Raw genomic sequence first — 22,275 nt, 5'->3', positions numbered from 1 at the left:
AGGCCGAAGTAAGCTCAGGGAGCATGACCGAAACGTTCACCAGCCCGATCTCCGACGTCATCGACGAGCTGTGGGAGCGGCGCGCCGACCTCACGCCGGACGACGCCGACGCGCGCGCCGCCATCACCGCGGCCGTCGACCAGCTCGACACCGGCGAGGCCCGCGTGGCCTTCGTCGACCCATCGACCGACGAGGTCGTCGTCGACGAGCGCGCGAAGCGGTCGATCCTGCTCAGCTTCAAGGTGCTCGGCATGGTGCGTTCGCAGGTCGGCGACTTCCAGTACCACGACCGCATCCCGCTGAAGAGGCGCTTCGACGGCGTCCGCGTCGTGCCCGGCGCGATCGCCCGCTGGGGCGCGTACCTGGCGCCGGGCGTCGTCCTCATGCCGTCCTTCACGAACTTCGGCGCCTACGTCGACTCCGGCACGATGGTCGACACCTGGGCCACCGTCGGCTCGTGCGCCCAGATCGGCAAGAACGTCCACCTGTCCGGCGGCGTCGGCATCGGCGGCGTGCTGGAGCCCCCGAACGCCAAGCCCGTCATCGTCGAGGACGAGGCCATGATCGGCAGCCGCTCGATGATCGTCGAGGGCGCCCGGGTGGGCAAGGGCGCCGTCGTCGGCTCGGGCACGAACCTGTCGGCGTCCATGCCGGTCATCGACGTCGAGACCGGCGAGGAGATCAGCCGCGGCCGCATCCCCGACTGGTGCGTCGCCGTCGGCGGCACCCGCACCAAGGAGTTCAAGGGCGGCACCTTCGGCCTGCCCGCGGTGCTCATCCTCAAGCGGCTCGAAGAGGGCCAGCGGCACAACAAGGCGGAACTGAACGACATCCTCCGCGACCACGGCCTCGGCTGAGCCGGCCCGCCGCGCGGCCTCCGGCGGCCGGGGGCGCCCACGGCCGCGCGGGGGCGCCCCGGCGCCCGGGTCGGCGGCTGGGCGCTCCGGGCGGCCGGCGGTCAGGGGCGGGGGTGTTCGGTGACCTTCAAGGGATGGGGGGTCAGCGCGGCCAGGGACGCGGCGTAGCCGGGGCCCGGGGTCAGGTCGGCCAGCCGGACGGACGGGACGGCCGCGTCGCCGTCCCAGGCCAGGACCTCCGGGTCCGCGCCGGGCGCGGAGAGGTGCAGGGCGGTCATGGGGGCCGCCAGGCCGTGGCCGGTGGCCTTCAGGACGGCCTCCTTGCGGCTCCAGTAGGTGTGGAAGGCGCGGCGGCGCCGCTCGGGCGGCAGCGCGGCGAAGGTCTCGCGTTCGGGGGCGGCCAGGACCATCTCGGCGAGGCGGTCGATGTCGCGGTCGCTCTCGCGCTCGACGTCCACGCCGACCTGCACGCCCTCGGCGACGGCGAGGACGACGCGGTCGCCGGAGTGCGAGAGCGAGAAGTCGACGTCGTGGCCCGGGAGGCGGGGCTTGCCGTGGTCGGCGCCGCAGTGCGGGCACTCGGTGGTGAACGCGAGCGACTCGGGGGCGAGCCCCGTCCGGGCGGCGAGGACGGTGCGGGCGAGGAAGCGCCCGGTGACGAAGCGGGCCTTGTCCTCGGGGCGGGCGAAGCGGTCGTAGCGGGCGCGTTCGGCGGCGGGCAGCAGGTCGCGCATGTGCGGCTCGTCGGCGGGGGCCGACCAGTGCACCTGGATGGGCGTCTCCACGCCGGTGATCCTATGCCGCGTACGCTTGTCGGCCATGCGGCTTGATCTGTTCTCGGACGTGACGGACCTGACGGCGGCGATCGTCGACATCGTGTCGGTGAGCGGCGGGGAGGGGCCGCTCGCGGACGCGGTCGAGGAGGCGCTGCGGGCGCTGCCGCACCTCGCCGTCGAGCGGGTCGGGCACAACGTCGTGGCCCGCACGCGGCTGGGGCGCGCCGAACGGGTCGTCCTGGCCGGGCATCTCGACACCGTGCCGCTGAACGGCAACCTGCCGTCGCGGGTCGAGGGCGACCGGCTGTACGGGTGCGGCACCACCGACATGAAGAGCGGCGTCGCCGTGGCGCTCAAGCTGGCCGCGGCCGTGCGCGAGCCGACGCGCGACATCACGTTCGTGTTCTACGAGTGCGAGGAGATCGAGGCGGAGCGCAACGGGCTGCGGCGGCTCGCCGCCGAACGCCCCGAACTGCTCGCGGGGGACTTCGCCGTCCTGATGGAGCCGACGGGCGCGCTGATCGAGGGCGGCTGCCAGGGCACCATCCGGGTCGAGGTGACGGCGACGGGGGAGCGGGCGCACAGCGCGCGCGCCTGGATGGGGTCGAACGCGATCCACTCGGCCGGACGCATCCTGGACGTCCTGCGCGCGTACGAGCCCACGCGTCCGGTCGTGGACGGGCTCGAATACCGGGAGGGCCTGAACGCGGTGTTCGTCCGCGGGGGCGTCGCGGGGAACGTCGTGCCGGACGAGTGCGTCGTGACGGTGAACTACCGGTTCGCGCCCGACAAGTCGCTGGATGAGGCGGAGGCGTACCTTAGGCGAATCTTCGACGGGTTCGCGGTGAAGGTCACGGACGCGTCGCCCGCCGCGCGTCCCGGGCTGACGCACCCGGCGGCGGACGCGTTCGTCCGGGCCGCCGGTGCGGAGGTCCGGGCGAAGCTCGGCTGGACGGACGTCGCGCGGTTCGCCGAACTGGGCGTACCGGCCGTCAACTACGGGCCGGGGGAGCCGACGCTCGCGCACACCAAGGACGAGTACGTCGAGATCCCGCTGATCGCCGACTGCGAGCGCCGCATGCGCGCCTGGCTCACCGCCTGATCCGCCGGGCCCGCCCGCGCAGCGCGCCGTAAAGGTGAGGTGGCGGAGGTCATGACGCCATTACGGTGGGGTCATGACATCCGAAGACACTCGCCGATCCCGGCGGCAGGGGCCCGCCATGCTGCGCGGGAGCGCCGTCCCGCAGACCACCACCGACCAGCGGCTGCTCGACGCGCGCGGCCCGGCCGACTGGGTGCACGCCGACCCGTGGCGGGTGCTGCGCATCCAGGCCGAGTTCGTGGAGGGCTTCGGGCTGCTGGCGGAGCTGCCGAAGGCCGTCAGCGTGTTCGGCAGTGCCCGCACCAAGCCGGGGACGCCCGAGTACGAGATGGCGGTCGACATCGGCGCCCGGCTGCACGACGCCGGCTACGCGGTGATCACCGGCGGCGGCCCGGGGATCATGGAGGCGGCGAACAAGGGCTGCAACGACAGCGGCGGCCTGTCGGTCGGTCTCGGCATCGAGCTGCCCTTCGAGCAGAAGATGAACGACCACATCGACATCGGCCTGGAGTTCCGGTACTTCTTCGTCCGCAAGACGATGTTCGTGAAGTACTCGCAGGCGTTCGTCGTCCTGCCGGGCGGGTTCGGGACGCTGGACGAGCTGTTCGAGGCGATCACGCTCGTCCAGACCAAGAAGATCACCCGGTTCCCGATCGTGCTCGTCGGCACCGAGTTCTGGGGCGGCCTCCTCGACTGGGTCCGCGCCGTGATGCTGCCGTCCGGGAAGATCTCCGCCGAGGACATGGACCTGATCCACCTCACCGACGACCCCGACGAGGTCGTCAAGGTGATCGTCGAGGGGCACCTCGAGCAGGAGCGGCTGCTGGAGGAGAAGGCCGCGGTCCGGGAGACGGGTGAGCAGGGGGTCGACGGCACGTGAGCGGCTCCCTCGCGGTCTGCGTGTTCTGCGCGTCGAGCAGCCGGATCGACCGCCGTTTCGTCGACCTGGCCGCCGAGGCCGGCGCCGAGCTGGCCCGGCGCGGCCACAGCCTGGTCAGCGGCGGCGCACAGGTGTCGTGCATGGGCGCCGTGGCGCGCGCCGCGCGGGCCGGCGGCGCCCGCACCGTCGGGGTGATCCCCGAGGGCCTGGTCGACCTCGAGATCTCCGACGAGGAGAACGACGAACTGATCGTCACCCCCGACATGCGCGCCCGCAAGGGCGAGATGGACCGCCGCAGCGACGCGTTCCTCGTCCTGCCCGGCGGCATCGGGACGCTCGAGGAGCTGTTCGAGATCTGGACGGCCCGCACCCTCGGCATGCACGACAAGCCGATCGTCCTCCTCGACCCCGTCGGCGTCTACGAGCCGCTGCGCGAACTGATGAAGGGCCTCGCGGAGCACGGCTTCACCCGCCCGGGGGCGTTCGACGCGATCAGTTGGGCCTCGACCGTCCCGGAGGCGTTCGACCTGCTGGAACGCTCCCAGGTCCGGCTCGAGGCCACCCCCGAGGACTACGCCGAAGCCGAACTGTAAAGCGCGCGGCCCGCGGCGTTCGTGGCCGGATCCGGTCTGGACGCGTGTTCTTCGCTGGGTGGGAAGAAGCCTCTGCGGAGGTGGATCCTTGAACGGCGTGACCAGGGTGAAGACGTGTGCGGTGGCGGTCGCGGGCGGGATGCTGCTCGCGGGGTGCACCGGCGGGGACGACGCGGGCGGCGGCGCGACGACCGCCGGTGCGGGCTCGTCCGTCCCGGCGACGGGCGCGGCGGCGGACCTGCAGGAGCAGTACCAGCGGATCGTGGACGCCGTCCTGCCCTCGGTCGTGAAGATCGAGACGGACCGGGGCGAGGGCTCCGGGGTCGTGTTCGACGGCCAGGGGCACATCGTCACGAACGCGCACGTCGTCGCGGGGGCGCGGCGCATCCGGGTGACGGCGGCGAGCGGCGGCGAGCGGATGGACGCGCGGCTCGTCGGGGCGTTCCCGCCGGACGACCTCGCCGTGGTGAAGGTGGACGGCGCGTCCCTCAAGCCCGCGAAGTGGGCCGACTCGAGCAAGGCGCGGGTGGGGCAGATCGTGCTGGCCATGGGCAACCCGCTCGGGCTCGCCGGGAGCGTCACGAACGGGATCGTGTCCGCGCTGCACCGGACTGTGTCGACGCGGGGCGAAGGCGACTTCCAGGGCTCCACCATCGCCGACGCGATCCAGACGAGCGCGCCGATCAACCCCGGCAACAGCGGAGGCGCGCTCGTCACGCTGACCGGCGAGGTGATCGGGATCCCGACCGCGGCGGCGTCCGACCCGTCCATCGGCGGCGCCGCGAACGGGATCGGGTTCGCGACGCCGAGCAACACGGTCAAGCGGATCGTCCCGCAGCTGATCCGGAGCGGCGAGGTGACGAACTCGGGACGGGCGGCGCTCGGCGTCGTCGTCCGGACGATCGTCGACCCGGAGAGCGGGCGCGCGTCCGCGGTCGCGGTGGTGGAGGTGCTCGAGGGCGGCGGCGCCGCCCGGGCCGGGATCGAGGAGGGGGACCTGATCCTCGCCGTGAACGGGACGCCGACGCCGAACCAGACGGCGCTGACGACCGTGCTCGCGAACCTGGAACCGGGGCGGACCGTCACCGTGCGGATTCGCGAACCGGACGGGACGGAGCGGGAGGTGAAGGTGACGCTCGGTGAGCTGCCGGCGTCCGAGCGGCCCTGAGGACGTCACGAGAACAACTGTGTCCTGGGGGTTTCCCGATCGGCGTGCGCTCGTTCACGTCCGGTTAAGCACGGCGGAGAAGGCTCCCGCGTGATCCCCTCACGCGATCCCCTCACTAAGGAGCGTTCATGTCCGTCACCCGTCGTGGAGTGATGAAGGGCGGCGCCGCAGGCGCGATGTCCATCGCGATGGCCGGCAGCCTCGACGCCATCTTCCAGACCTCCGCGGTCGCCGACACCGGCGCCGGCGAGGCCTACGGTTACGGCCCGCTCGTCCCCGACCCCAAGGGCGTTCTCGACCTGCCCCGGGGCTTCTCGTACAAGGAGCTGTCGGTCGAGGGCGACACCATTTCCGACGGCGTCCGGGTCCCCGGCCGTCACGACGCCATGGGAACGTTCCCGACCGGCAAGAACAACGAGCTGCTGGTGGTCCGCAACCACGAGCAGACCCGCAGCGGCGTCAAGGCGATCGCCCCGGACGAGCTGGTGTACGACCCGGAGGCGTTCGGCGGCACCACCACGATGCTGCTGAAGAACGGCGACGAGCTGAAGTCGCAGTACGTCAGCCTCGCCGGGACGTCCACGAACTGCGCGGGCGGCGTCACCCCGTGGGGCACCTGGCTGACCTGCGAGGAGACCGAGGGCTTCAGCGGCGAGAGCAAGAGCCACGGCTGGGTGTTCGAGGTCGACCCGTACGGGCGCCGCACCAAGCCGGAGCCGCTGAAGGAGATGGGCCGCTTCGCGCACGAGGCCGTGTGCGTCGACCCGCACACCCTCACCGCGTACCTCACCGAGGACGCGTCCCGCCCGTTCGGCATGTTCTACCGGTTCCGTCCCCGCGCCCACCGCGGCGACTACCACGCGTACATGCAGGGCGGCCGTCTCGAGGTCGGCTACGTCCGGGACGTCCCGGACCTGTCGCTCATCGACGAGCCCGGCACGAAGCTGCACGTCCGCTGGAAGGCCATCCCGGACAAGTACGCCAAGCAGACCCCGATCCGCCAGCAGTTCGGCCACGAGATCACCCGCACCCAGAAGCTCGAGGGCTGCTGGTGGGGGCACGGCAAGGCGTGGTTCACGGCCAGCTTCGCGTACAAGTCCGACGGCGCCGCCCGCGACCACAAGGGCCAGGTCTGGACGTACGACCCGAAGACGAACGAGTTCGAGCTGCAGCTCATCTTCAAGGCCGACTCGAAGTTCGACGGCCCGGACAACATCGTCGTCTCCCCCTACGGCGGCGGCGTGATCATCGCCGAGGACGGGGACGGCGCGCAGCACCTCGTCGGCACCACGAAGGACAACAGGCCGTTCACGTTCGCCCGCAACGCCGCCAACGGCAGCGAGTTCTGCGGCGTGACGTTCTCGCCCGACGGCCGCACCCTCTACGCCAACCGGCAGAGCGGCCCCGGCGTGACGTTCGCCATCACCGGCCCGTGGAACAAGATCCGCGGCTGACCTAGGCCAGCCCGCGCCGCGTCTCCGCCGGGGGCCGCTCCCCCCGGATGGAGGCCACCATGTCCAGGACGTCGCGCACGGCGGCGGCCTGGGACGCGGGGACGCGCAGCGCCCGCGCTCCCGCCCACGCGTAGACGGACGCCGCGGCCAGCAGCCCGGGATCGGGCTCCCGCGCGTCCGTCTCCAGCGTGACCAGCACCTTCTCCCCGGCGGCGGCCAGGTCCGCGACCCGGCCGGGCGGCGGCGCCGTGCCCGCGTCCACGATCCCGTCCGGCACCCGCGCGTCCGGCGCGAGCAGCGCCACCGGCTCATGCTTCCCCATGCTCCCAAGCGTGGCACGATCTGTACGGGGACGATCCCGCGCCCCGGGCGGCCGGGCCGCTCCGGCGGCACCGACGCGTAGACTGATCGGAGCATGATCGTGCTTGTGGTCCTCGGGCTGGCGGCCGTCGCCGTGCTGGGCGCCGTCGTCGTGCTCGCCATGGGCAGGGGCGGGGAGCTCGCGGCGACGCACCCCGACCACCCGCAGCTCACCCTCGGTGCCGACGGGTGGCCCATCACGCAGGCGGACGTGGCGTACCTGCGGCTGCCGCGCACCCTGTGGGGCTACCAGCCCGACCTGACCGACGAGGCCGTGCGGCGGTTCGCCCGCGTGCTGGCGGACCGCGACGCCGAGATCGACGCGCTGCGCCGGGAGAACGCCGCGCTGCGGCTGCGCGGCGGCGAGTCGGTCGGCGCCCTGTACGGCCTGCGGGAGAGCACCGGACCCACCGCCCTCCCGTCCGACGAGGTCCCCCCGGACGCCGGGGAGCCGCGCGACGACCGGACGGCGGACCGCGCGGAGGAGGAGGGGGAGCGGCCGTGACGACGGCGATCACCGGTGCGGACGGCCTGGCCCGCTGCCCGTGGGGTGCGGGCCCGCCCGACTACCTCGCGTACCACGACGAGGAGTGGGGCCGTCCCGTCCGCGACGACCAGGGGCTCTACGAGCGGCTCTGCCTGGAGGCGTTCCAGTCGGGGCTGTCGTGGCTGACGATCCTGCGCAAGCGCGAGGGGTTCCGGGCCGCGTTCTGCGGCTTCGACCCCGAGAAGGTCGCCGCGTTCGGGCCGGACGACGTGGAGCGGCTGCTCGGCGACGCGGCGATCGTCCGCAACCGGGCGAAGATCGAGGCGGCCATCGGCAACGCCCGCGCCGCCCTCGACCTGCCCGGCGGGCTCGCCGCGACCGCCTGGCGCTACGCCGACCCCGACGCCCCCGGGCACGCCGACACCGCCGACGTGCCCGCCTTCACCGACGGCTCGAAGGCGCTCGCGAAGGAGCTGAAGCGGCACGGGTTCCGGTTCGTCGGCCCCACCACCGCCTACGCCCTCATGCAGGCGTGCGGCCTGGTCGACGACCACCTGATCGGCTGCCACCGGCGCGGCGCCCACCGCTGAGCCGCCCACCGCCGAGCCGCCCACCGGGCCGCCCGCGGGTCACTCCGCCTTCGCGGCGGCCAGGACCGGGACGCCCGACGCGCGGCGCGCGGGCAGCGCGGACGTCGCCAGGGTCACCGCGGCCGCGCCCGCGGCGATCAGCGCGAACAGCCACCAGGGCGCCGTCGGGCGCAGGAACGAGCTGCCGGTCGCCGCGTGCAGCACGCCCATCGTGCCGAGCGCGGCCCCCAGCCCCAGCAGGCCGCCGAGCAGCACGACCGTGGCGGCCTCCCACCGGACGATCGTGCGGATCTGCGGCGCCGTCGCGCCGACCGCGCCGAGCAGCCCGAACTCGCGGGTCCGCTCGCCGACGCTCATCGACACGGTCGCGGCCATCCCGAACAGCGCGAGGACGAGCGCCATCCCGATGAAGCCGTACACGACCGTCAGCCCGTTGGTCATCCCGTCGGCGGCCGCGTCGATGTAGGCGTCCCGGCCGAGGACCTCCGCGCCCGGGACGTCCGCGACCGCGCGGGCGAGCGCGGCCCGGTCGCCGCCGCGCACCAGCACCGCCTGCGCCGCCGCGTTCGGCGCGAGCCGCGCCATCGTGGCGGGCGCGACGAGGGCCTGGTCGGCGAACAGGTGCGACGGATCGTGGTAGCCGCCCGCGACCGTCAGCGCCACCCGGCCCCGCTCGCCCCGCAGCACCAGCCGGTCGCCCGCCCGCAGGCCGTGCGTCTCCATGACCGCGGACGACAGGCCGATCTCGCCGGGGGCGAGCGGGCGCAGGTTCCCGCCGAGGTCGAGCGTCGCGCGCAGGTCCCGCTGGTCCGCGCCCGTCACCGCCAGGTACGGCACCGTGAGCTCCGCCGCGCCGACGATCGTGGCGGTGGTCGTGGTCAGCGCCGTCGCGGACGTCACGCCCGGGACGGCCGCGGCGCGCCCGGCGAGGTCGCGGGGCAGCGAACCCCCGCCGCCGGGCGCGGCGGCGGTGGCCGCGATCGCGTGGTCGGCCCGCAGCACCTCCCGGCCCGCCTCCGCGAACCGGTCGTTCACCGACAGCGTCAGCAGCGCGGTGGCGGCGACCAGCGCGACGCCGAGCATGAGGGACGACGCGGCGGACGCCACGCGGCGCGGGCTGCGGGTGATCGTGGCGCGCGCGAGCCGCCCCGCCTCGCCGCTCACCGCCGTCCCGGCCCGTCCGACGAGGCCGCCGAGCGGGCCGACGAAGAACGGGGCGAGGACGGCGAGCGCGGCCACGGTCGTCATGCAGCCGAACAGCACGAGGACCGCGACGCCCATCGTCCGCTCCATCCCGGGCGGCTCCGCGTACCGCACGGCGAGGGCCGGCCCGAAGAACATCCAGGCGCAGGCGAACACGGCGAGGGCGCCGGCGAGGCGGGGCCACCGCCGGCCGCCGGTGCCGGTGCTCGCCGCCCGCAGCGCCCGCATCGGCGACACCGCGGCGGCCCGCCGCGCCGCCCGTCCCGCCGCGAGCTGGGTGACCAGCAGCCCCGACGCGACGGGCACCGCCAGCGCGACCCAGCCGACCTGCGGGTCGGCGGCGGAGATGTCGAAGCCGTCCGCGGCGAACGCACGGGTCAGCAGCGCCGACACCGGGTAGCCGGCGAGTAGCCCGCCGAGCGACGCGACGGCGCCCACGGCTAGCGCCTCCAGCCGGATCAGCCGCTTGAGCTGCCGCGGGGTGGCGCCGATCGCGCCGAGCAGCGCCAGCCGAGGCGTCCGCTGCCGGACGAGCGCGCCGAACGTGTTCGCCACCACGAACAGGCCGACGAACACCGCCACGGACGCGATCGTGCCGATCGCGCCGCCCACCGACGCCCCGGTCGACCGCAGGTCCGCCGAATGCGACTCCAGCACGTCCTGCGCCGTCCGGACGGTCGCGTCGCCGCGCAGGTCGCGGGCCAGCCGCCCGCGCAGCTCGCCCGCCGACACCCCGGGCTCGGCGTCCGCCCACACCGCCTGCCACACGCCCGGCTCCAGCCCGGCCGCGCGCCGCACCGTCTCCGGCGGCGCCAGCACCAGGTCGCCGGACGCGACCGCGTCGCGGCCCTGCACGGTGACGATCCCGACGACCGTCATCGTCCGGGCGCGATCCGGCAGCAGCACCGAGAGCGCGCCGCCGACGCCGATCTTCCCGGCCCGCGCGACGTGCCGGGTGACCGCGACCTCGCCGTCCCGCGCGGGCGCCCGTCCCGACTCGAGCCGGTACGCGTTCAGCGACGGTTCCGCGATCCACGGGCGCAGCGTCGTGCCCGCACCGGCCGGCGGGACGACCGGGTCGCCGTCCCGCCCGCTCACGGTGACCGGCACCCGCGCGTCCCCGGCCGCCGCCGCGACTCCCGGGCGGCCCGCGACCCGCTCGAGCGCGATCCGTCCGTCCGGCGCCGCGTACAGGTCGCCCGGGTCGCTCTCGCCGGCCTGCACCAGCACGTCCGCCCGGGCGAACTCGCCGGCGTCGCTGCCCGACACCGCCGCCTGCGCCCGCAGCGCGAACTGCAGCGACCCGGCGATCAACCCGATCGCGAACACGCCCGCGAGCAGCGTCGCGACGAGCCGTCCCCACCCCTCCGCGAACGAGCGCCGCGCGATGAGCCACATGGCGGTCAGCCCTCCATCCGGCGCATCACCGCGTGGACGCCGTCGATCGTCGGGTCCGCGAGCTCGTGCACGATCCGGCCGTCCGCGAGGAACAGCGCCCGGTCCGCGTGCGCGGCCGCCGCCGGATCGTGCGTCACCATGATCACCGTCTGCCCGTAGTCGTCGACCGCCGCCCGCAGGATCCCGAGCACCTCGCCGCCCGAACGGGAGTCGAGGTTGCCCGTCGGCTCGTCCGCGAACAGGACGTCCGGGCGCGTCAGCAGCGCCCGCGCCACCGCGACCCGCTGCTGCTGCCCGCCCGACATCTCGCTCGGGCGGTGCGCCAGGCGCCCCCGCAGGCCGAGGGCGTCCACGAGGGCGCCGAACCACGCGGGGTCGGCCTTCCGGCCGCCGAGCCGCCCGGTGAGCCGGATGTTCTCCTCGGCCGTCAGCATCGGCAGCAGGTTGAACGACTGGAACACGAACCCGAGCCGGTCCCGCCGCAGCCGCGTCAGCTTCGTCCGCGACAGCCCGGTGAGCTCGACCCCGCCGATCCGGACCGACCCCGACGTCACGGTGTCGAGCCCCGCGAGGCAGTGCAGGAACGTCGACTTCCCCGACCCGGACGGCCCCATGATCGCGGTGAACCGGCCGCGCGGGAACGCCGCCGAGACCCCGCGCAGCGCCGTCACCGCGCCGTCGCCCGTCCCGTACCGCTTGACAAGGTCGATCGCCACGGCCGCGTGCTCGGCGGTGTCCGCGCCGGGCGGCGCGGCGGATGTCTGCGTCATGCCCTCAAGCCAACCGGCGCGGGCCCGGCACCGCACTGGCGCGCACTCCCGGATCCGGGGTGGGGTTACCCGTAGCTCCACCCAGGTGGAGACCCGAGGTAGACCTGGCCCCACCCCGGATCCGTCGGCCCGCGCCAATGATCCGCGAGCCGCGCCGCGATTGCCTTGAACGCGTGAAAGCGCAGTTCAGAACCCCCGCCCTCTACGCCCTCTGCGCCGCCTTCGCCGCGGCGACGGCGGCCGTCACCCACCTCCCCCCGCACCGGACGTGGGGAGCCCTGGCCGCCGCGGCCTACACCCTCGCCGCCCTGGCGTCCGCGGCCCCCCGCCTCCGCGCCCGCCGCGGCGTCCCTCTCCGGGCCCACCGACCCGGCGCCGCGCGGCCCGGGCCGGACGCGCCGCCTCCGGGCTCCCGGCTCGGGGCGGCGGCAGGCCGGTTCCGCCCCCGCGCCGGAGCGGTCGCGGGGTTCGCGTTCGCGGGGGCCGCGGTGGCGCCGCTGGCGGTGCTCGTGGCGACCGGGCAGGCGCAGCCGGAGGCCGGGGTCGTCGAGCGGTCGGCCGCGCACCTCCTCGACCACGGCACGCCCTACCGCGTCCCGGAGCCGGGGGAGGGCTACGAGGCGTACAACCCCTACCTTCCCGCGATGGCGGTGCTCGGCCTGCCGTCCGCGCTGACCGGCGTGGACGTCCGCGTGGTGTTCACCGTCGCGTTCGTCGCGCTGTTCGCCGCGAGCGCCCTCCTGCTGCGCGGCCGGACGGCGCTCGGCCCGCTCACGCTGCTCGCCGCGTCCCCGCTGGTGGCGCTGCCGCTCGCGGTCGGCGGGGACGACCTGCCGGTGCTCGGGCTGGCGTGCCTCGGGCTCGCGCTCGCCGCGCGGGGGAACCCGGCGGCGGCCGGGGCGGTGCTGGGCGTCGCGGGGGCGATGAAGCCGACCGCGTGGCCCGTGCTCGCCGTCTGCGCGGCGCTGCTCGTCCACCGCCGGTCCGGCGGGCGGCGGTTCGCCGCGGCGGCCGGGATGGTGCTCGCGGCCGGGGTCGCCGGTCCGGCGCTCGCCGACCCGCGGGGGTTCCTCGAGAACGCGGTGCGGTTCCCGATGGGGCTTGCGGGCGCCGCGTCGCCCGCGGACAGCCCGCTGCCCGGGCGGCTCCTCGCCGACCTCGGGGCGGGCGGGCACGCGGCGGCGCTCGCGGCGCTCGTCCTCGCGGCGGCGGCCATGGCGGTGTCGCTGGCGGTGCGGCCCCCGGCGGACGTGCGGGCGGCGGCGCTGCGGGTGGCCGCGGGACTCGCGCTGGCGACCGCGCTGATGCCCGCGTCCCGGTGGGGCTACCTCGTGTACCCGGCGGTGCTCGTGCTGTGGGCGCGGATCGCCGCGCGTCCCCGCGTGCGGACGGAGGCGGAGCTGTGGCTCGCTGCCTGATCGTCACCAACGACTTCCCGCCCCGGCGCGGCGGCATCGAGACGTTCGTGTTCGAGGTGGCGCGCCGGTTCCCGCCCGACGAGGTCGTCGTGTACACGTCGGCGGAGCCGGGCGCCGCGGAGTTCGACCGCGGGCTCCCGTTCCCGGTGGTGCGGGACCGGGCGCGGACGCTCCTGCCGACGCCCCGCACGGCCCGGACGGCCCGCCGGCTCATCGACGTCCACGGCTGCGACCGGGTCTGGTTCGGCGCGGCGGCGCCGCTCGGGCTGCTCGCCGGACGGCTCGGCGTGCCGTCGGTCGCGACGACGCACGGGCACGAGGTGTGGTGGGCCGCGGTGCCGGGCGCGCGGGGCGTCCTGCGGAGGATCGGCGAGCGCGCCGACGTCGTCACGTACCTCACCGAGCACACCCGCCGCCGGATCGCCCCCGCGCTCGGCCCGGGCGCGCGGCTCGAACGGCTCGTCCCCGGCGTGGACGCCGGGGTGTTCCGCCCGGACGCGGACGGGACGGACGTGCGCCGCCGGTTCGGGCTCGCCGATCGCCCGGTCGTCCTCACCGTGTCGCGGCTCGTCGCCCGCAAGGGGCAGGACCGGCTGATCCGCGCGATGCCGCGCGTGCGCGAGGCGGTTCCGGGCGCGACGCTGCTGATCGTCGGGGGCGGGCCCCGCGAGGCCCGGCTGCGCCGGGCGGCGGGGGAGGGCGTGGTGTTCGCCGGGTCGGTCCCGCACCGGGAACTGCCGCCCTACTACGCGGCCGCCGACGCGTTCGCGATGCCGTGCCGGTCGCGGCGGCTCGGGCTGGAGACCGAGGGCCTCGGCATCGTGTTCCTGGAGGCCGCGGCCGCCGGTCTGCCGGTGCTCGCGGGCGACTCGGGCGGCGCGCCGGAGACCGTCCGGCACGGCGAGACCGGGTACGTGGTGGATCCCGCGTTGGTGGACGAGATCGCCGCGCGGCTCGTCGAGCTGCTCGTCCGTCCGGGCGCGATGGGGGAGAAGGGACGGGCGCGGGCGCGTGACGAGTGGAGCTGGGACCGTACGTACCGCACGCTCCGGGAGCTTACGGTCTGAGCATGCGAAGTCCGTGGCGTGCGATGGCGGGGAACCCGCTGCGGTTCCTGCTGTCGGCGTGGCCGTGGCGGTCGCTCGCCTACCTGCTGAGCGGCCTGGTCACCGGGATCCTGTGGACGCTGCTGGCGATCGTGCTGGTGGTGGTCGGGGCGCTCCTCGCGCCCGTCGGGATCGGGATCGTCCTGCTGCTGTGCGTGCCGCTGTCGGCGATCGGGCTCGGCGCGGTGGACCGGCGGCGGCTGCGGCTGCTCGATGCGCGCCCGGCGCCGTCCCCGCACCGCGACCCGCGGGAGGCGGGGCTGCGGCCCTGGCTGCGGTTCCGGCTGCGGGAGACGGCGACGTGGCGGGAGCTGGGGCACGCGGTGCTGGCCGGCCTGCTGTCGGTGGTGGCCGTCATGGCGCCCCTCGTGCTGTTCGTGGGCGGCGTCGTGCAGGCGGGCGCGCCGATGCTCGTCGGGCACGGCGACCAGATCGAGTACGGGACGGCCGGGACGGTCGACACGAGCGGCGAGGCGTGGCCGGTGGCCGTGTTCGGGGGGCTGATGGTCGTCCTCGGCTTCTACGCGATGACGGTCGCGGCGGCGGCGCGGGCCGCGCTCGACCGGGCGCTGCTCGTCCGCCCGGTCGAGGAGGAGCTCGTGGCCGTCCGGGCGTCCCGGGCCCGGATGGCGGACGCGTTCGAGGCCGAGCGGCGGCGCATCGAGCGGGACCTGCACGACGGCGCGCAGCAGCGCCTCACCGGGCTGATCATGACGCTGGGCCTGGCGAGGCTGGACGGCGGCGGCGCGTGGGCCGCGAAGGCGCAGGACGAGGCGCGGGCGGCGCTCGAGGAACTGCGCGACCTCGTGCGCGGCATCCACCCGTCCGTGCTGACCGACCGGGGCCTGCGGGCCGCCGTGGAGTCGCTCGCCGAACGGTCGGCCGTCCCGGTCGAGGTGGACGTCGACCTGCCCGGACGGCCGCCGGAGGCGATCGAGTCGGCCGCGTACTTCGTCGTCGCCGAGGCGCTCGCGAACGTCGCCAAGCACAGCGGGGCGAGCCGCGCCCGGGTGACCGTGCGGCGGAGCCGGAGGTGCCTGCACATCGAGGTGCGCGACGACGGGACGGGCGGCGCGGCGGCCCACGGCGGCGGTGGCGACGGCGGTGGCGACGGCGGCGACGGCGGGGGCAGCGGCCTGCAGGGGCTCGCCGACCGCGTCGCCGTGTACGACGGGACCGTCCGGCTGTCCAGCCCGCCCGGTGGGCCTACGATCCTGCGGGTGGAGATCCCATGCGAGTCGTGATCGCCGAGGACTCGGTGCTGCTGCGCGAGGGCCTCGGCCAGATCCTCGGCCGGTTCGGGCACGAGGTCGCCGCGGCCGTCGCCGACGCGCCCGCGCTGGCCGCCGCCGTCGCCGAGCACGCCCCGGACCTCGTGCTGACGGACGTCCGGATGCCGCCCGGCTTCCGCGACGAGGGCCTGCGGGCGGCGCTCGCGCTGCGCGCCGCGAATCCCGGCCTGCCGATCCTGGTGCTGTCGCAGTACGTCGAGCAGTCCTACGCCGCGGACCTCCTGCAGACGGGCGGGGCGGTCGGCTACCTGCTGAAGGACCGGGTCGGGGAGGTCGCCGAGTTCGTCGACGCCCTCGACCGGGTCGCCGCGGGCGGCACCGTGATCGACCCGGAGGTGGTGCGGCGGCTGCTCGCGCGGCGGCGGGACCGCTCGCCGCTGGAGCGCCTCACCGCGCGCGAGCGGGAGGTGCTGGCGCTGATGGCGGAGGGACGCTCCAACGGCGCGATCGCCCGCGCCCTCGTGGTCGGCGAGGCGGCGGTGGTCAAGCACGTCGGGTCGATCTTCGGGAAGCTCGAGCTGCACCAGACGTCCGACGACCACCGCCGCGTCCGCGCCGTCCTCGCCTACCTGCGCGAGGAGTCCTAGCGCCCCGCGTCAGCGGCCCTCGTCTCAGCGGCCCTCGTCTCAGCGGCCCTCGTCTCAGCGGCCCTCGTCTCAGCGGATCAGCGGCCCTCGAACGCCGGCTGCTCCTTCTTCAGGAACGCCGCGGTGGCGTTGCGGTGGTCGGACGTCCGGACGGCCTCGTCCTGCAGGTCGGCCTCCTTGGCGAGCGCGGACGCGAGGCCGTGCGTCGCCGCGTGGCCGAGCGCCGCCTTCACCGCGGCGTACGCGGCGGTGGGGCCGGCGGCGAGGCGCCGGGCCAGCTCGACGGCCGCGGGGGCGAGCTCGTCCGCCGGGACCACCCGGTTGACCAGGCCCAGTTCGAGCGCCTCGGGCGCCTTCAGGGGCTCGCCGAGCAGCAGCAGCTCGGCGGCCTTCGCGCGGCCGACGAGCCGCGGCAGCGTCCACGACATGCCGCTGTCGGGGCCGAGCCCGATCCCGGTGAACGCCGTCGCGAACCGGGCCTTGTCGGACGCGACGACCAGGTCGCAGGCCAGCGCCAGCGACGCGCCCGCGCCCGCCGCGACGCCGTTCACCGCCGCGACGACCGGCTTGCCCATGTTCGCGATGCCGAGCACGATCGGGTTGTACTGCTCGCGGACGGTGTTGTTCAGGTCCCGCCCGGCGGCGAGGTTGTCGGCGTGCTCGCGCAGGTCCTGGCCCGCGCAGAACGCCCGCCCGGCGCCGGTCAGGATCACCGCGCGGGCCGCGCCGTCGGACGCCGCGCGCTCGACGGTCCCGCGCAGGGCGTCCTTCATCTCCGACGTCAGCGAGTTCATCCCGTCGGGACGGTTCAGCGTGATCGTCGCGACGGCATCGGTCACGTCGTACAGCACGGTGTCGGACATTCGGCGCCTCCAGCTCTTTCGTAGATCTTCTCCGGCAACCATCGACGAACCGGACGTCGCGGGCAAGGGCCGATCCCGCCCGCACGGCGGTCCCGGCGCCATTCCCGCAACCTCGTGGTCCTTCCCCGAAAAGGGCCGCGGACCTGCGGCGAGCACGATCTGGAGGCTGATCGTTACCACTTCGCGCCCAGAAGACGAGATAATGGACCACTACTGATGACGCTTGTTGCGACTGGCGGCCGTGCGGCCACCGCTGAGCACACGCTGGGCGAGGTCGCGGCCCTACGCAGGAAGGGGATACACGCATGGCGGCGATGAAGCCGCGGACGGGAGACGGTCCGCTCGAAGTGACCAAGGAGGGGCGCGGAATCGTCATGCGGGTCCCGCTCGAAGGCGGCGGCCGCCTTGTTGTCGAGCTCTCCGCAGACGAGGCCAAGGACCTCGGCGAGGCCCTGAAAGACGTCGTGGGCTGACGCCCCGCCGCACCCGGCTTGCCGGCGACGGTCCCGGCGACGCCGCCGGGGCCTTCGCCGTTTCCGCGGCCCGGCGCACGCCGTCTCGCACGTCGCATCACCTAGACACGCGTCACCACAGGGGGGATCGTCGTCATGCCCATCGAAACCCGTGTCCGCGGAGCCGGCGGCACCGTCTCCGGGACGGCCGCCGAGCTCGGGGCCGAGGCCGCCGCGGTGCCCGTCCGCTCCGGCCCGGACGGCCCGGTCGCGCCCGCGGCGGAGATCGCCGGGCTCCTCCCGTTCGGCCTCGACGAACTGCTGACCCTGCACCGCGCCAAGGGCGAGCCGGGCGAGATCGTGTCCGCGCACGTGCCGCTGGACGGCCGCGTGCGCGAGCTGCTGCTGTACGGCGTGGGCGAGGCGCGCCCGGCCGACCTGCGCCGGGCCGGCGCCGCGCTGGCCCGCCGCGGCAGGGGCCGGGCCGCGCTCGTCGCGGGCGTCCCGGACGGCGACCTCGCGGCGTTCGCGGAGGGCGCCCTGCTCGCCTCCTACCGGTTCACGGTCGGCGAGCCGTCCGGCCCCGGCCCCCTCGGGGAACTGGTCGTGCTGACCGAGGCCGGTCCCGGCGCCGGTGCGGACGCCCTCGAACGCGGCGCCGCGCGCGCCCACGCGACCGCGCTCGCCCGCGACCTCGCCAACACCCCGTCCGCCGAGAAGGACCCCTCCTGGCTCGCCGCGCGGGCCGCGCGCGTCGCCGACGACGCCGGGCTCGGCATCCGCGTCCGGGACGAGAAGGAGCTCGCCGAAGGCGGGTTCGGCGGCCTCCTCGCCGTCGGGGCCGGGTCGGCCCGGCCGCCCCGGCTGATCGAGCTGACGTACGTCCCGGACGGGACGCCCGACCGGCACGTCGTCCTCGTCGGCAAGGGCATCACGTTCGACACCGGCGGCCTCCAGCTCAAGCCCAGCGAGGGCATGAAGACGATGAAGACCGACATGGCGGGCGGCGGCGCCGTCATCGCCGCCATGAGCGCGCTGCGCGCCCTCGGCGTCCGCGCCCGCGTCACCGGTCTCGTCGCCGCCGCCGAGAACATGCCGTCGGGGTCGGCCATGCGCCCCGGCGACGTGATCACCCACTTCGGCGGCCGGACGTCGGAGGTGCTCAACACCGACGCCGAGGGACGGCTCGTCCTCGCCGACGCGCTCGCCTACGCCGCCGCCGAACTGGACGCCGACGCCGTCGTCGACGTCGCGACCCTCACCGGCGCCGCGAAGGTCGCGCTCGGGCTGAGGCACGGGGCCCTGTTCGCGTCCGACGACGCCCTCGCCGCCGCCCTCACCGCCGCCGGGGACGCGGCCGGGGAGCCGCTGTGGCGGCTGCCGCTCACCGACGAGTACCGCGCCGCGCTCGACTCCGACGTCGCCGACCTCGCCAACCTCGGGCGCGGCGGCTACGGCGGCGGCGCGATCACCGCGGCGCTGTTCCTGCGGGAGTTCGCGGGCGACCGCCCGTGGGCCCACCTGGACATCGCGGGCCCCGGCCGCGCCGCGTCCGACGACGCCGAGATCACCCGCGGCGCCACCGGGTACGGCACCCGGCTGCTGCTGGAGTGGCTGTCCTGACGGCGCCGGCGGCGCCCGGCCCGCGCGGCCGCCGCGCGGTCACTTCGGTCACTTCGTGCGGCGGTCGATCACCGGGATCCGGCGGCGCCGCCGCGCCTGCTTGACGACCTCCGCGAGGGACGCGTCCCAGCCCGGCTCCACGGAGAACGCCCACGGTTCCGCGGCGGCCGTCGCCGGGACGTCCCGCAGCGTCAGCGCCACGAGCGCCGGGCGCTCGGCCGTCCGCGCCAGTTCCGCCAGCTCCGGCGTCGGCAGGAACACCAGGTGGTCGCGGACGCCGCCGCGCGCCCCCGTGACCCCGCGCCGGATCGCCGCCATCGCCGCGACGTCGTCCCACGGCAGCGTCCGCGCCGCCCGCTTCGGCAGCGGCCAGCGCGCCGGGCGCCGCACCCCGGCCGCGTCGAACTCCAGGACGGGACGCCGCGCGGTCAGCTCCCCGAGCGCCACCAGCAGGCCCCACCCGAACAGGACGACCCCGGCGGCCCCGAGCACGACGAACACCGCGCTCCCGAAGCCGAGTCCGCGCACCACCCCGCCCGAGGCGAAGCCCACCGACGCCAGGAACAGGATCGCCAGCGCCAGCGCCCGCCAGACGCCCCGCCACCCGGTCCGGTCGCGCACGGCGAACACCCCGTCGGCGTCCGCGCCCGCAGCGGTGCCCGCGGTCCTGCCGGTGTCGCCGGTGTCGTCGCGGGCGGTGTCGTCGCGGGCCGTGTCGTTGCGAGCGGGGTCGGCGTCGGTGCCGTCCATGGCGGTCAGCCGCGCTTGACGGCGCAGAGCAGGCCGTCGCCGACCGGGATCAGCAGCGGGACGAGCCGCTCGTCGTCGGCGATCATCCGGTGCACGTCCCGGATCGCCTCCGTGACGGGGTCGCGGACCTGCGCGTCGGCCACCCGGTGGTGCCACAGCGCGTTGTCGAACGCGACGACGCCGCCTGGCCGCAGCAGCCGCAGCGCCGCCGTCAGGTACTCGGGGTACTCCTGCTTCACCGCGTCGCAGAACACCATGTCGTAGGCGCCGTCGGTGAGCCGCGGCAGCACCTCCAGAGCCGGGCCGCTGATCATGCGGGTGCGGAACGAGCCGAGGCCCGCCTCCCGGTACGCCTGCTTCGCCAGCCGCTGGTTCTCGGGCTCGATGTCCACGCTCGTCAGCACCGCGTCCGGCGGCATCCCGCGCATCAGGTACACACCGGACACGCCGCAGCCCGAGCCGACCTCCACGACCGTGCGGGCCCCGAGCAGCGTCGCCAGGAAGCGCAGCGCCGCGCCGCCGGCCGCACCGATCGGCTGCGCGCCGACCTCCTCCCCGCGCCGCCGGGCGTCCCGGAGCGGTTCGTCCTCGGGGTGGAAATCCTCCACGTAGGCCAGGGTGGCCTGAATGGCGTCGATGGCTGCCTCCTCGCGGGACCCCCGCCTGGCTCATGCTGGAAAGACCATATCGTTGACAGGGAACCAACTGGCGTTTCAGCGCGTTGTAACCAGCGAACGCGTCCACCCCTGATGGACGGGAGAACAGCCGTCGAACCGGCGCAGCCGCCCAGCCCCGGCGAGAGCGTGCCGTACCAAGACGACGTCTTGGATGACACCAGAGAGGAACAGCCCGGCACCATGGGAGTCGCAGCACTCAGTTTCCGAAGCGCTGTGGGCGTCGGCGCCAGGCAGGGGCTCAACAGCGCCGCCCGCACGCGCGAGAACGCCCCCGAGGCCGAGTGGGCGCCGCCGTCCTGGGACGAGGTCGTCCGCGAGCATTCCGGCCGCGTGTACCGGCTCGCCTACCGGCTGACCGGCAACCAGCACGACGCCGAAGACCTCACGCAGGAGGTCTTCGTCCGTGTCTTCCGGTCCCTGGCGAACTACACGCCCGGCACGTTCGAGGGCTGGCTGCACCGCATCACCACGAACCTGTTCCTCGACCAGGCGCGCCGCAAGCAGCGCATCCGGTTCGAGGGCCTCGCCGACGACGCCGCCGAGCGGATCCAGGGCCGCGAGCCGACCCCGGCGCAGGCGTACGACGACACCAACTTCGACGCCGACGTCCAGGCCGCGCTCGACGCCCTCGCGCCCGAGTACCGCGCCGCCGTCGTGCTCTGCGACATCGAAGGCCTCTCCTACGAGGAGATCTCCGCCACCCTCGGGGTGAAGCTCGGCACCGTCCGCAGCCGGATCCACCGGGGCCGCGCGCAGCTCCGCGAGGCGCTCGACCACCGCGCGCCGACCCGCCGCCGGCCCGGCACGCGGAACGAGCGGTTCCCGGTGGCCGCCGCGGCGGACGCCGCAACGGAAGACCCGGCCGACACGCCGGTCGACACGGTCGCGCACGCGGGGGCGTCCGCGGCCGGCGTCACCGCGGCCGCGCCCGGCGCGGGGACGCACGGGGGCATCACCGCCGCGGGCCACCGGCCGGAGGACGCGTAAGCGAACCGGCGCACGGAGCCGCGCCGCGCACGACCTGACAGAACGACGAGGGAGCCGCGTGAGTTGTCTGGGGGAACGTCTGACCGCCCTGGTCGACGGTGAGCTGGGACACGACGAGCGCGAGCGGGCCCACGCCCATCTCGCGGTGTGCGCCCGCTGCCGGGCGGAGGCCGCCACCCTGCGCAGCCTCAAGGGACGCCTGCGCGGGCTCGGGGGAGCCCCCGAGCCCGGCGCCGACGACCTTCCCACCGACGACTTCCTCACCCGGCTCCGCGCCCTGGGCGAGACCGCCGCGCCCTCCGGGTCCCCGCCGCCCGGCGCGTCCGAGGTTCCGGACCCGTTCGCGATTCCCGGGCGGTCCGGCGAACCCGGCCCGCACGGCGAACCCGGTGGCCCGTTCGGCGAACCCCCTGCCACGCGAGGACGTCCCGCACGGCCGCGACGATCATCCGGCCGCCCGTCCCGTCCCGTCCGCGCCGCGGCGTTCGCGGGCCCGCGCGACACGCGTCCCGCCGGGCACGCCGCCGCCCTCGCCCGTCCCCGCCGCCGCTTCCTGGTGATGGGCGCGGCGACGCTCGCCCTCGGCCTCGGCACCGCCTCGTACGCGGCGGGCGGCGGCCGGCCGGGCCCCGCGATCACCCCCGAGTTCGACCGGTTCGCCGTCGAGCACGCGATGACCTCGGGCGACGCGCCCGTGACCGGCACCGATCCCCGGCCGCTCGGCCGCACCGGCTCCCCGGTGCCGGCCGACGCGTCGCCGGGCGCGGTCGTGCCCGCCGCCCCGACGCCGGGCGCGACGACCCCGGGCGCGACGCCGATCGCCTCCCCGGTCACGTCCGTTCCGGTCCCCGCGGGGCCGTGACGGCCGCGTCCAGCGCGGCG

General features: G+C 75.6%; 22 protein-coding genes and 1 pseudogene. 16 read left to right on the top strand and 7 right to left on the bottom strand.

All coding sequences use genetic code 11. From position 1 onward, the window contains the following. The first annotated feature begins 23 nt into the window (after positions 1–23). Entirely contained in the window at positions 24–857 is an 834-nt protein-coding gene (locus ACFQ11_RS09820; protein ID WP_378297688.1) for a 2,3,4,5-tetrahydropyridine-2,6-dicarboxylate N-succinyltransferase, read from the top strand. A gap of 101 nt (positions 858–958) precedes the next feature. Here the strand turns inward: ACFQ11_RS09820 and ACFQ11_RS09815 are convergent, their stop codons facing one another. Continuing rightward, positions 959–1,642: a 4'-phosphopantetheinyl transferase family protein gene (locus tag ACFQ11_RS09815; protein ID WP_378297687.1), complete on the bottom strand. Its 684-nt coding sequence runs from the start codon at positions 1,640–1,642 to the stop codon at positions 959–961. 34 nt (positions 1,643–1,676) lie between these two features. Here ACFQ11_RS09815 and dapE point away from each other — a divergent pair, with 34 nt between their 5' ends. The 5 genes from dapE (at position 1,677) to ACFQ11_RS09790 (ending at position 6,830) form a co-directional block, all read left to right on the top strand. Further along, entirely contained in the window at positions 1,677–2,735 is a 1,059-nt protein-coding gene (dapE, locus tag ACFQ11_RS09810; protein WP_378297686.1) for a succinyl-diaminopimelate desuccinylase, read from the top strand. A gap of 73 nt (positions 2,736–2,808) precedes the next feature. Then, positions 2,809–3,615, top strand: a complete 807-nt coding sequence (locus ACFQ11_RS09805; protein ID WP_378297685.1) for an LOG family protein — start codon at positions 2,809–2,811, stop codon at positions 3,613–3,615. Continuing rightward, complete coding sequence (locus ACFQ11_RS09800) at positions 3,612–4,208, top strand: LOG family protein (protein ID WP_378297684.1); 597 nt, start codon at positions 3,612–3,614, stop codon at positions 4,206–4,208. Before ACFQ11_RS09805 ends, ACFQ11_RS09800 begins: the two co-directional genes overlap by 4 nt. Positions 4,209–4,305: 97 nt before the next feature. Next, the gene (locus ACFQ11_RS09795) at positions 4,306–5,376 is read left to right on the top strand and encodes a S1C family serine protease (RefSeq protein WP_378297683.1); all 1,071 of its coding nucleotides are present in this window, start codon (positions 4,306–4,308) and stop codon (positions 5,374–5,376) included. 128 nt (positions 5,377–5,504) lie between these two features. Beyond that, on the top strand, positions 5,505–6,830 hold the full coding sequence (locus tag ACFQ11_RS09790) for an alkaline phosphatase PhoX (RefSeq protein WP_378297682.1): 1,326 nt from the start codon (positions 5,505–5,507) through the stop codon (positions 6,828–6,830). 1 nt (position 6,831) lies between these two features. Here the strand turns inward: ACFQ11_RS09790 and ACFQ11_RS09785 are convergent, their stop codons facing one another. Beyond that, complete coding sequence (locus ACFQ11_RS09785; protein ID WP_378297681.1) at positions 6,832–7,152, bottom strand: hypothetical protein; 321 nt, start codon at positions 7,150–7,152, stop codon at positions 6,832–6,834. A gap of 93 nt (positions 7,153–7,245) precedes the next feature. On the opposite strand from ACFQ11_RS09785, the gene ACFQ11_RS09780 reads away from it, so the two are divergent. Both ACFQ11_RS09780 and ACFQ11_RS09775 read left to right on the top strand, forming a co-directional pair. Continuing rightward, on the top strand, positions 7,246–7,695 hold the full coding sequence (locus ACFQ11_RS09780; protein WP_378297680.1) for a hypothetical protein: 450 nt from the start codon (positions 7,246–7,248) through the stop codon (positions 7,693–7,695). Beyond that, positions 7,692–8,267, top strand: a complete 576-nt coding sequence (locus ACFQ11_RS09775) for a DNA-3-methyladenine glycosylase I (RefSeq protein ID WP_378297679.1) — start codon at positions 7,692–7,694, stop codon at positions 8,265–8,267. Before ACFQ11_RS09780 ends, ACFQ11_RS09775 begins: the two co-directional genes overlap by 4 nt. 39 nt (positions 8,268–8,306) lie before the next feature. Here ACFQ11_RS09775 and ACFQ11_RS09770 read toward each other — a convergent pair whose 3' ends face one another. Then, positions 8,307–10,868, bottom strand: coding sequence for an FtsX-like permease family protein (locus tag ACFQ11_RS09770; RefSeq protein WP_378297678.1), 2,562 nt, complete (start codon positions 10,866–10,868; stop codon positions 8,307–8,309). Between the two features lie 5 nt (positions 10,869–10,873). Continuing rightward, positions 10,874–11,638 carry an ABC transporter ATP-binding protein gene (locus tag ACFQ11_RS09765; RefSeq protein ID WP_378297677.1) on the bottom strand — a complete coding sequence of 255 codons (765 nt, stop codon included), beginning with the start codon at positions 11,636–11,638 and terminating at the stop codon, positions 10,874–10,876. Between the two features lie 173 nt (positions 11,639–11,811). On the opposite strand from ACFQ11_RS09765, the gene ACFQ11_RS09760 reads away from it, so the two are divergent. The 4 genes from ACFQ11_RS09760 to ACFQ11_RS09745 are packed head-to-tail and all read left to right on the top strand — an operon-like array spanning position 11,812 to position 16,041. Then, positions 11,812–13,056: a glycosyltransferase 87 family protein gene (locus ACFQ11_RS09760; RefSeq protein WP_378297676.1), complete on the top strand. Its 1,245-nt coding sequence runs from the start codon at positions 11,812–11,814 to the stop codon at positions 13,054–13,056. Continuing rightward, positions 13,041–14,123, top strand: a complete 1,083-nt coding sequence (locus tag ACFQ11_RS09755; protein ID WP_378297675.1) for a glycosyltransferase family 4 protein — start codon at positions 13,041–13,043, stop codon at positions 14,121–14,123. The genes ACFQ11_RS09760 and ACFQ11_RS09755 overlap by 16 nt, the downstream gene beginning before the upstream one ends. A 2-nt stretch (positions 14,124–14,125) precedes the next feature. Beyond that, entirely contained in the window at positions 14,126–15,406 is a 1,281-nt protein-coding gene (locus ACFQ11_RS09750) for a sensor histidine kinase (RefSeq protein WP_378297674.1), read from the top strand. Further along, positions 15,394–16,041, top strand: coding sequence for a response regulator (locus tag ACFQ11_RS09745; RefSeq protein ID WP_378297673.1), 648 nt, complete (start codon positions 15,394–15,396; stop codon positions 16,039–16,041). Before ACFQ11_RS09750 ends, ACFQ11_RS09745 begins: the two co-directional genes overlap by 13 nt. Positions 16,042–16,118: 77 nt before the next feature. On the opposite strand, the gene ACFQ11_RS09740 is transcribed toward ACFQ11_RS09745, so the two are convergent. After that, positions 16,119–16,904 carry an enoyl-CoA hydratase-related protein gene (locus ACFQ11_RS09740; protein WP_378297672.1) on the bottom strand — a complete coding sequence of 262 codons (786 nt, stop codon included), beginning with the start codon at positions 16,902–16,904 and terminating at the stop codon, positions 16,119–16,121. A gap of 305 nt (positions 16,905–17,209) precedes the next feature. Here ACFQ11_RS09740 and ACFQ11_RS09735 point away from each other — a divergent pair, with 305 nt between their 5' ends. Continuing rightward, positions 17,210–17,377, top strand: coding sequence for a DUF3117 domain-containing protein (locus ACFQ11_RS09735; protein WP_075898952.1), 168 nt, complete (start codon positions 17,210–17,212; stop codon positions 17,375–17,377). A gap of 135 nt (positions 17,378–17,512) precedes the next feature. After that, positions 17,513–18,979: a leucyl aminopeptidase gene (locus tag ACFQ11_RS09730; RefSeq protein ID WP_378297671.1), complete on the top strand. Its 1,467-nt coding sequence runs from the start codon at positions 17,513–17,515 to the stop codon at positions 18,977–18,979. A gap of 48 nt (positions 18,980–19,027) precedes the next feature. Here ACFQ11_RS09730 and ACFQ11_RS09725 read toward each other — a convergent pair whose 3' ends face one another. Both ACFQ11_RS09725 and ACFQ11_RS09720 read right to left on the bottom strand, forming a co-directional pair. Next, a complete protein-coding gene (locus ACFQ11_RS09725) occupies positions 19,028–19,729 on the bottom strand; it encodes a hypothetical protein (protein WP_378297670.1) in 702 nt (233 codons plus the stop codon). Between the two features lie 5 nt (positions 19,730–19,734). Continuing rightward, positions 19,735–20,337, bottom strand: a complete 603-nt coding sequence (locus ACFQ11_RS09720) for an O-methyltransferase (RefSeq protein ID WP_378297669.1) — start codon at positions 20,335–20,337, stop codon at positions 19,735–19,737. A gap of 249 nt (positions 20,338–20,586) precedes the next feature. On the opposite strand from ACFQ11_RS09720, the pseudogene sigE reads away from it, so the two are divergent. Together sigE and ACFQ11_RS09710 are read left to right on the top strand one after the other, a co-directional pair. After that, positions 20,587–21,198, top strand: a pseudogene (gene sigE / locus ACFQ11_RS09715) (RNA polymerase sigma factor SigE); the annotation flags it as partial. 253 nt (positions 21,199–21,451) lie between these two features. Further along, on the top strand, positions 21,452–22,255 hold the full coding sequence (locus ACFQ11_RS09710; protein WP_378297668.1) for an anti-sigma factor family protein: 804 nt from the start codon (positions 21,452–21,454) through the stop codon (positions 22,253–22,255). Positions 22,256–22,275 lie beyond the last annotated feature (20 nt).

It is taken from the genome of Actinomadura sediminis, from assembly GCF_042675525.1.
Lineage (GTDB): Bacteria > Actinomycetota > Actinomycetes > Streptosporangiales > Streptosporangiaceae > Spirillospora > Spirillospora sediminis.
The sequence above is the reverse complement of the archived record's forward strand: the minus strand, read 5'-3'. Positions and strand labels throughout refer to the sequence as shown.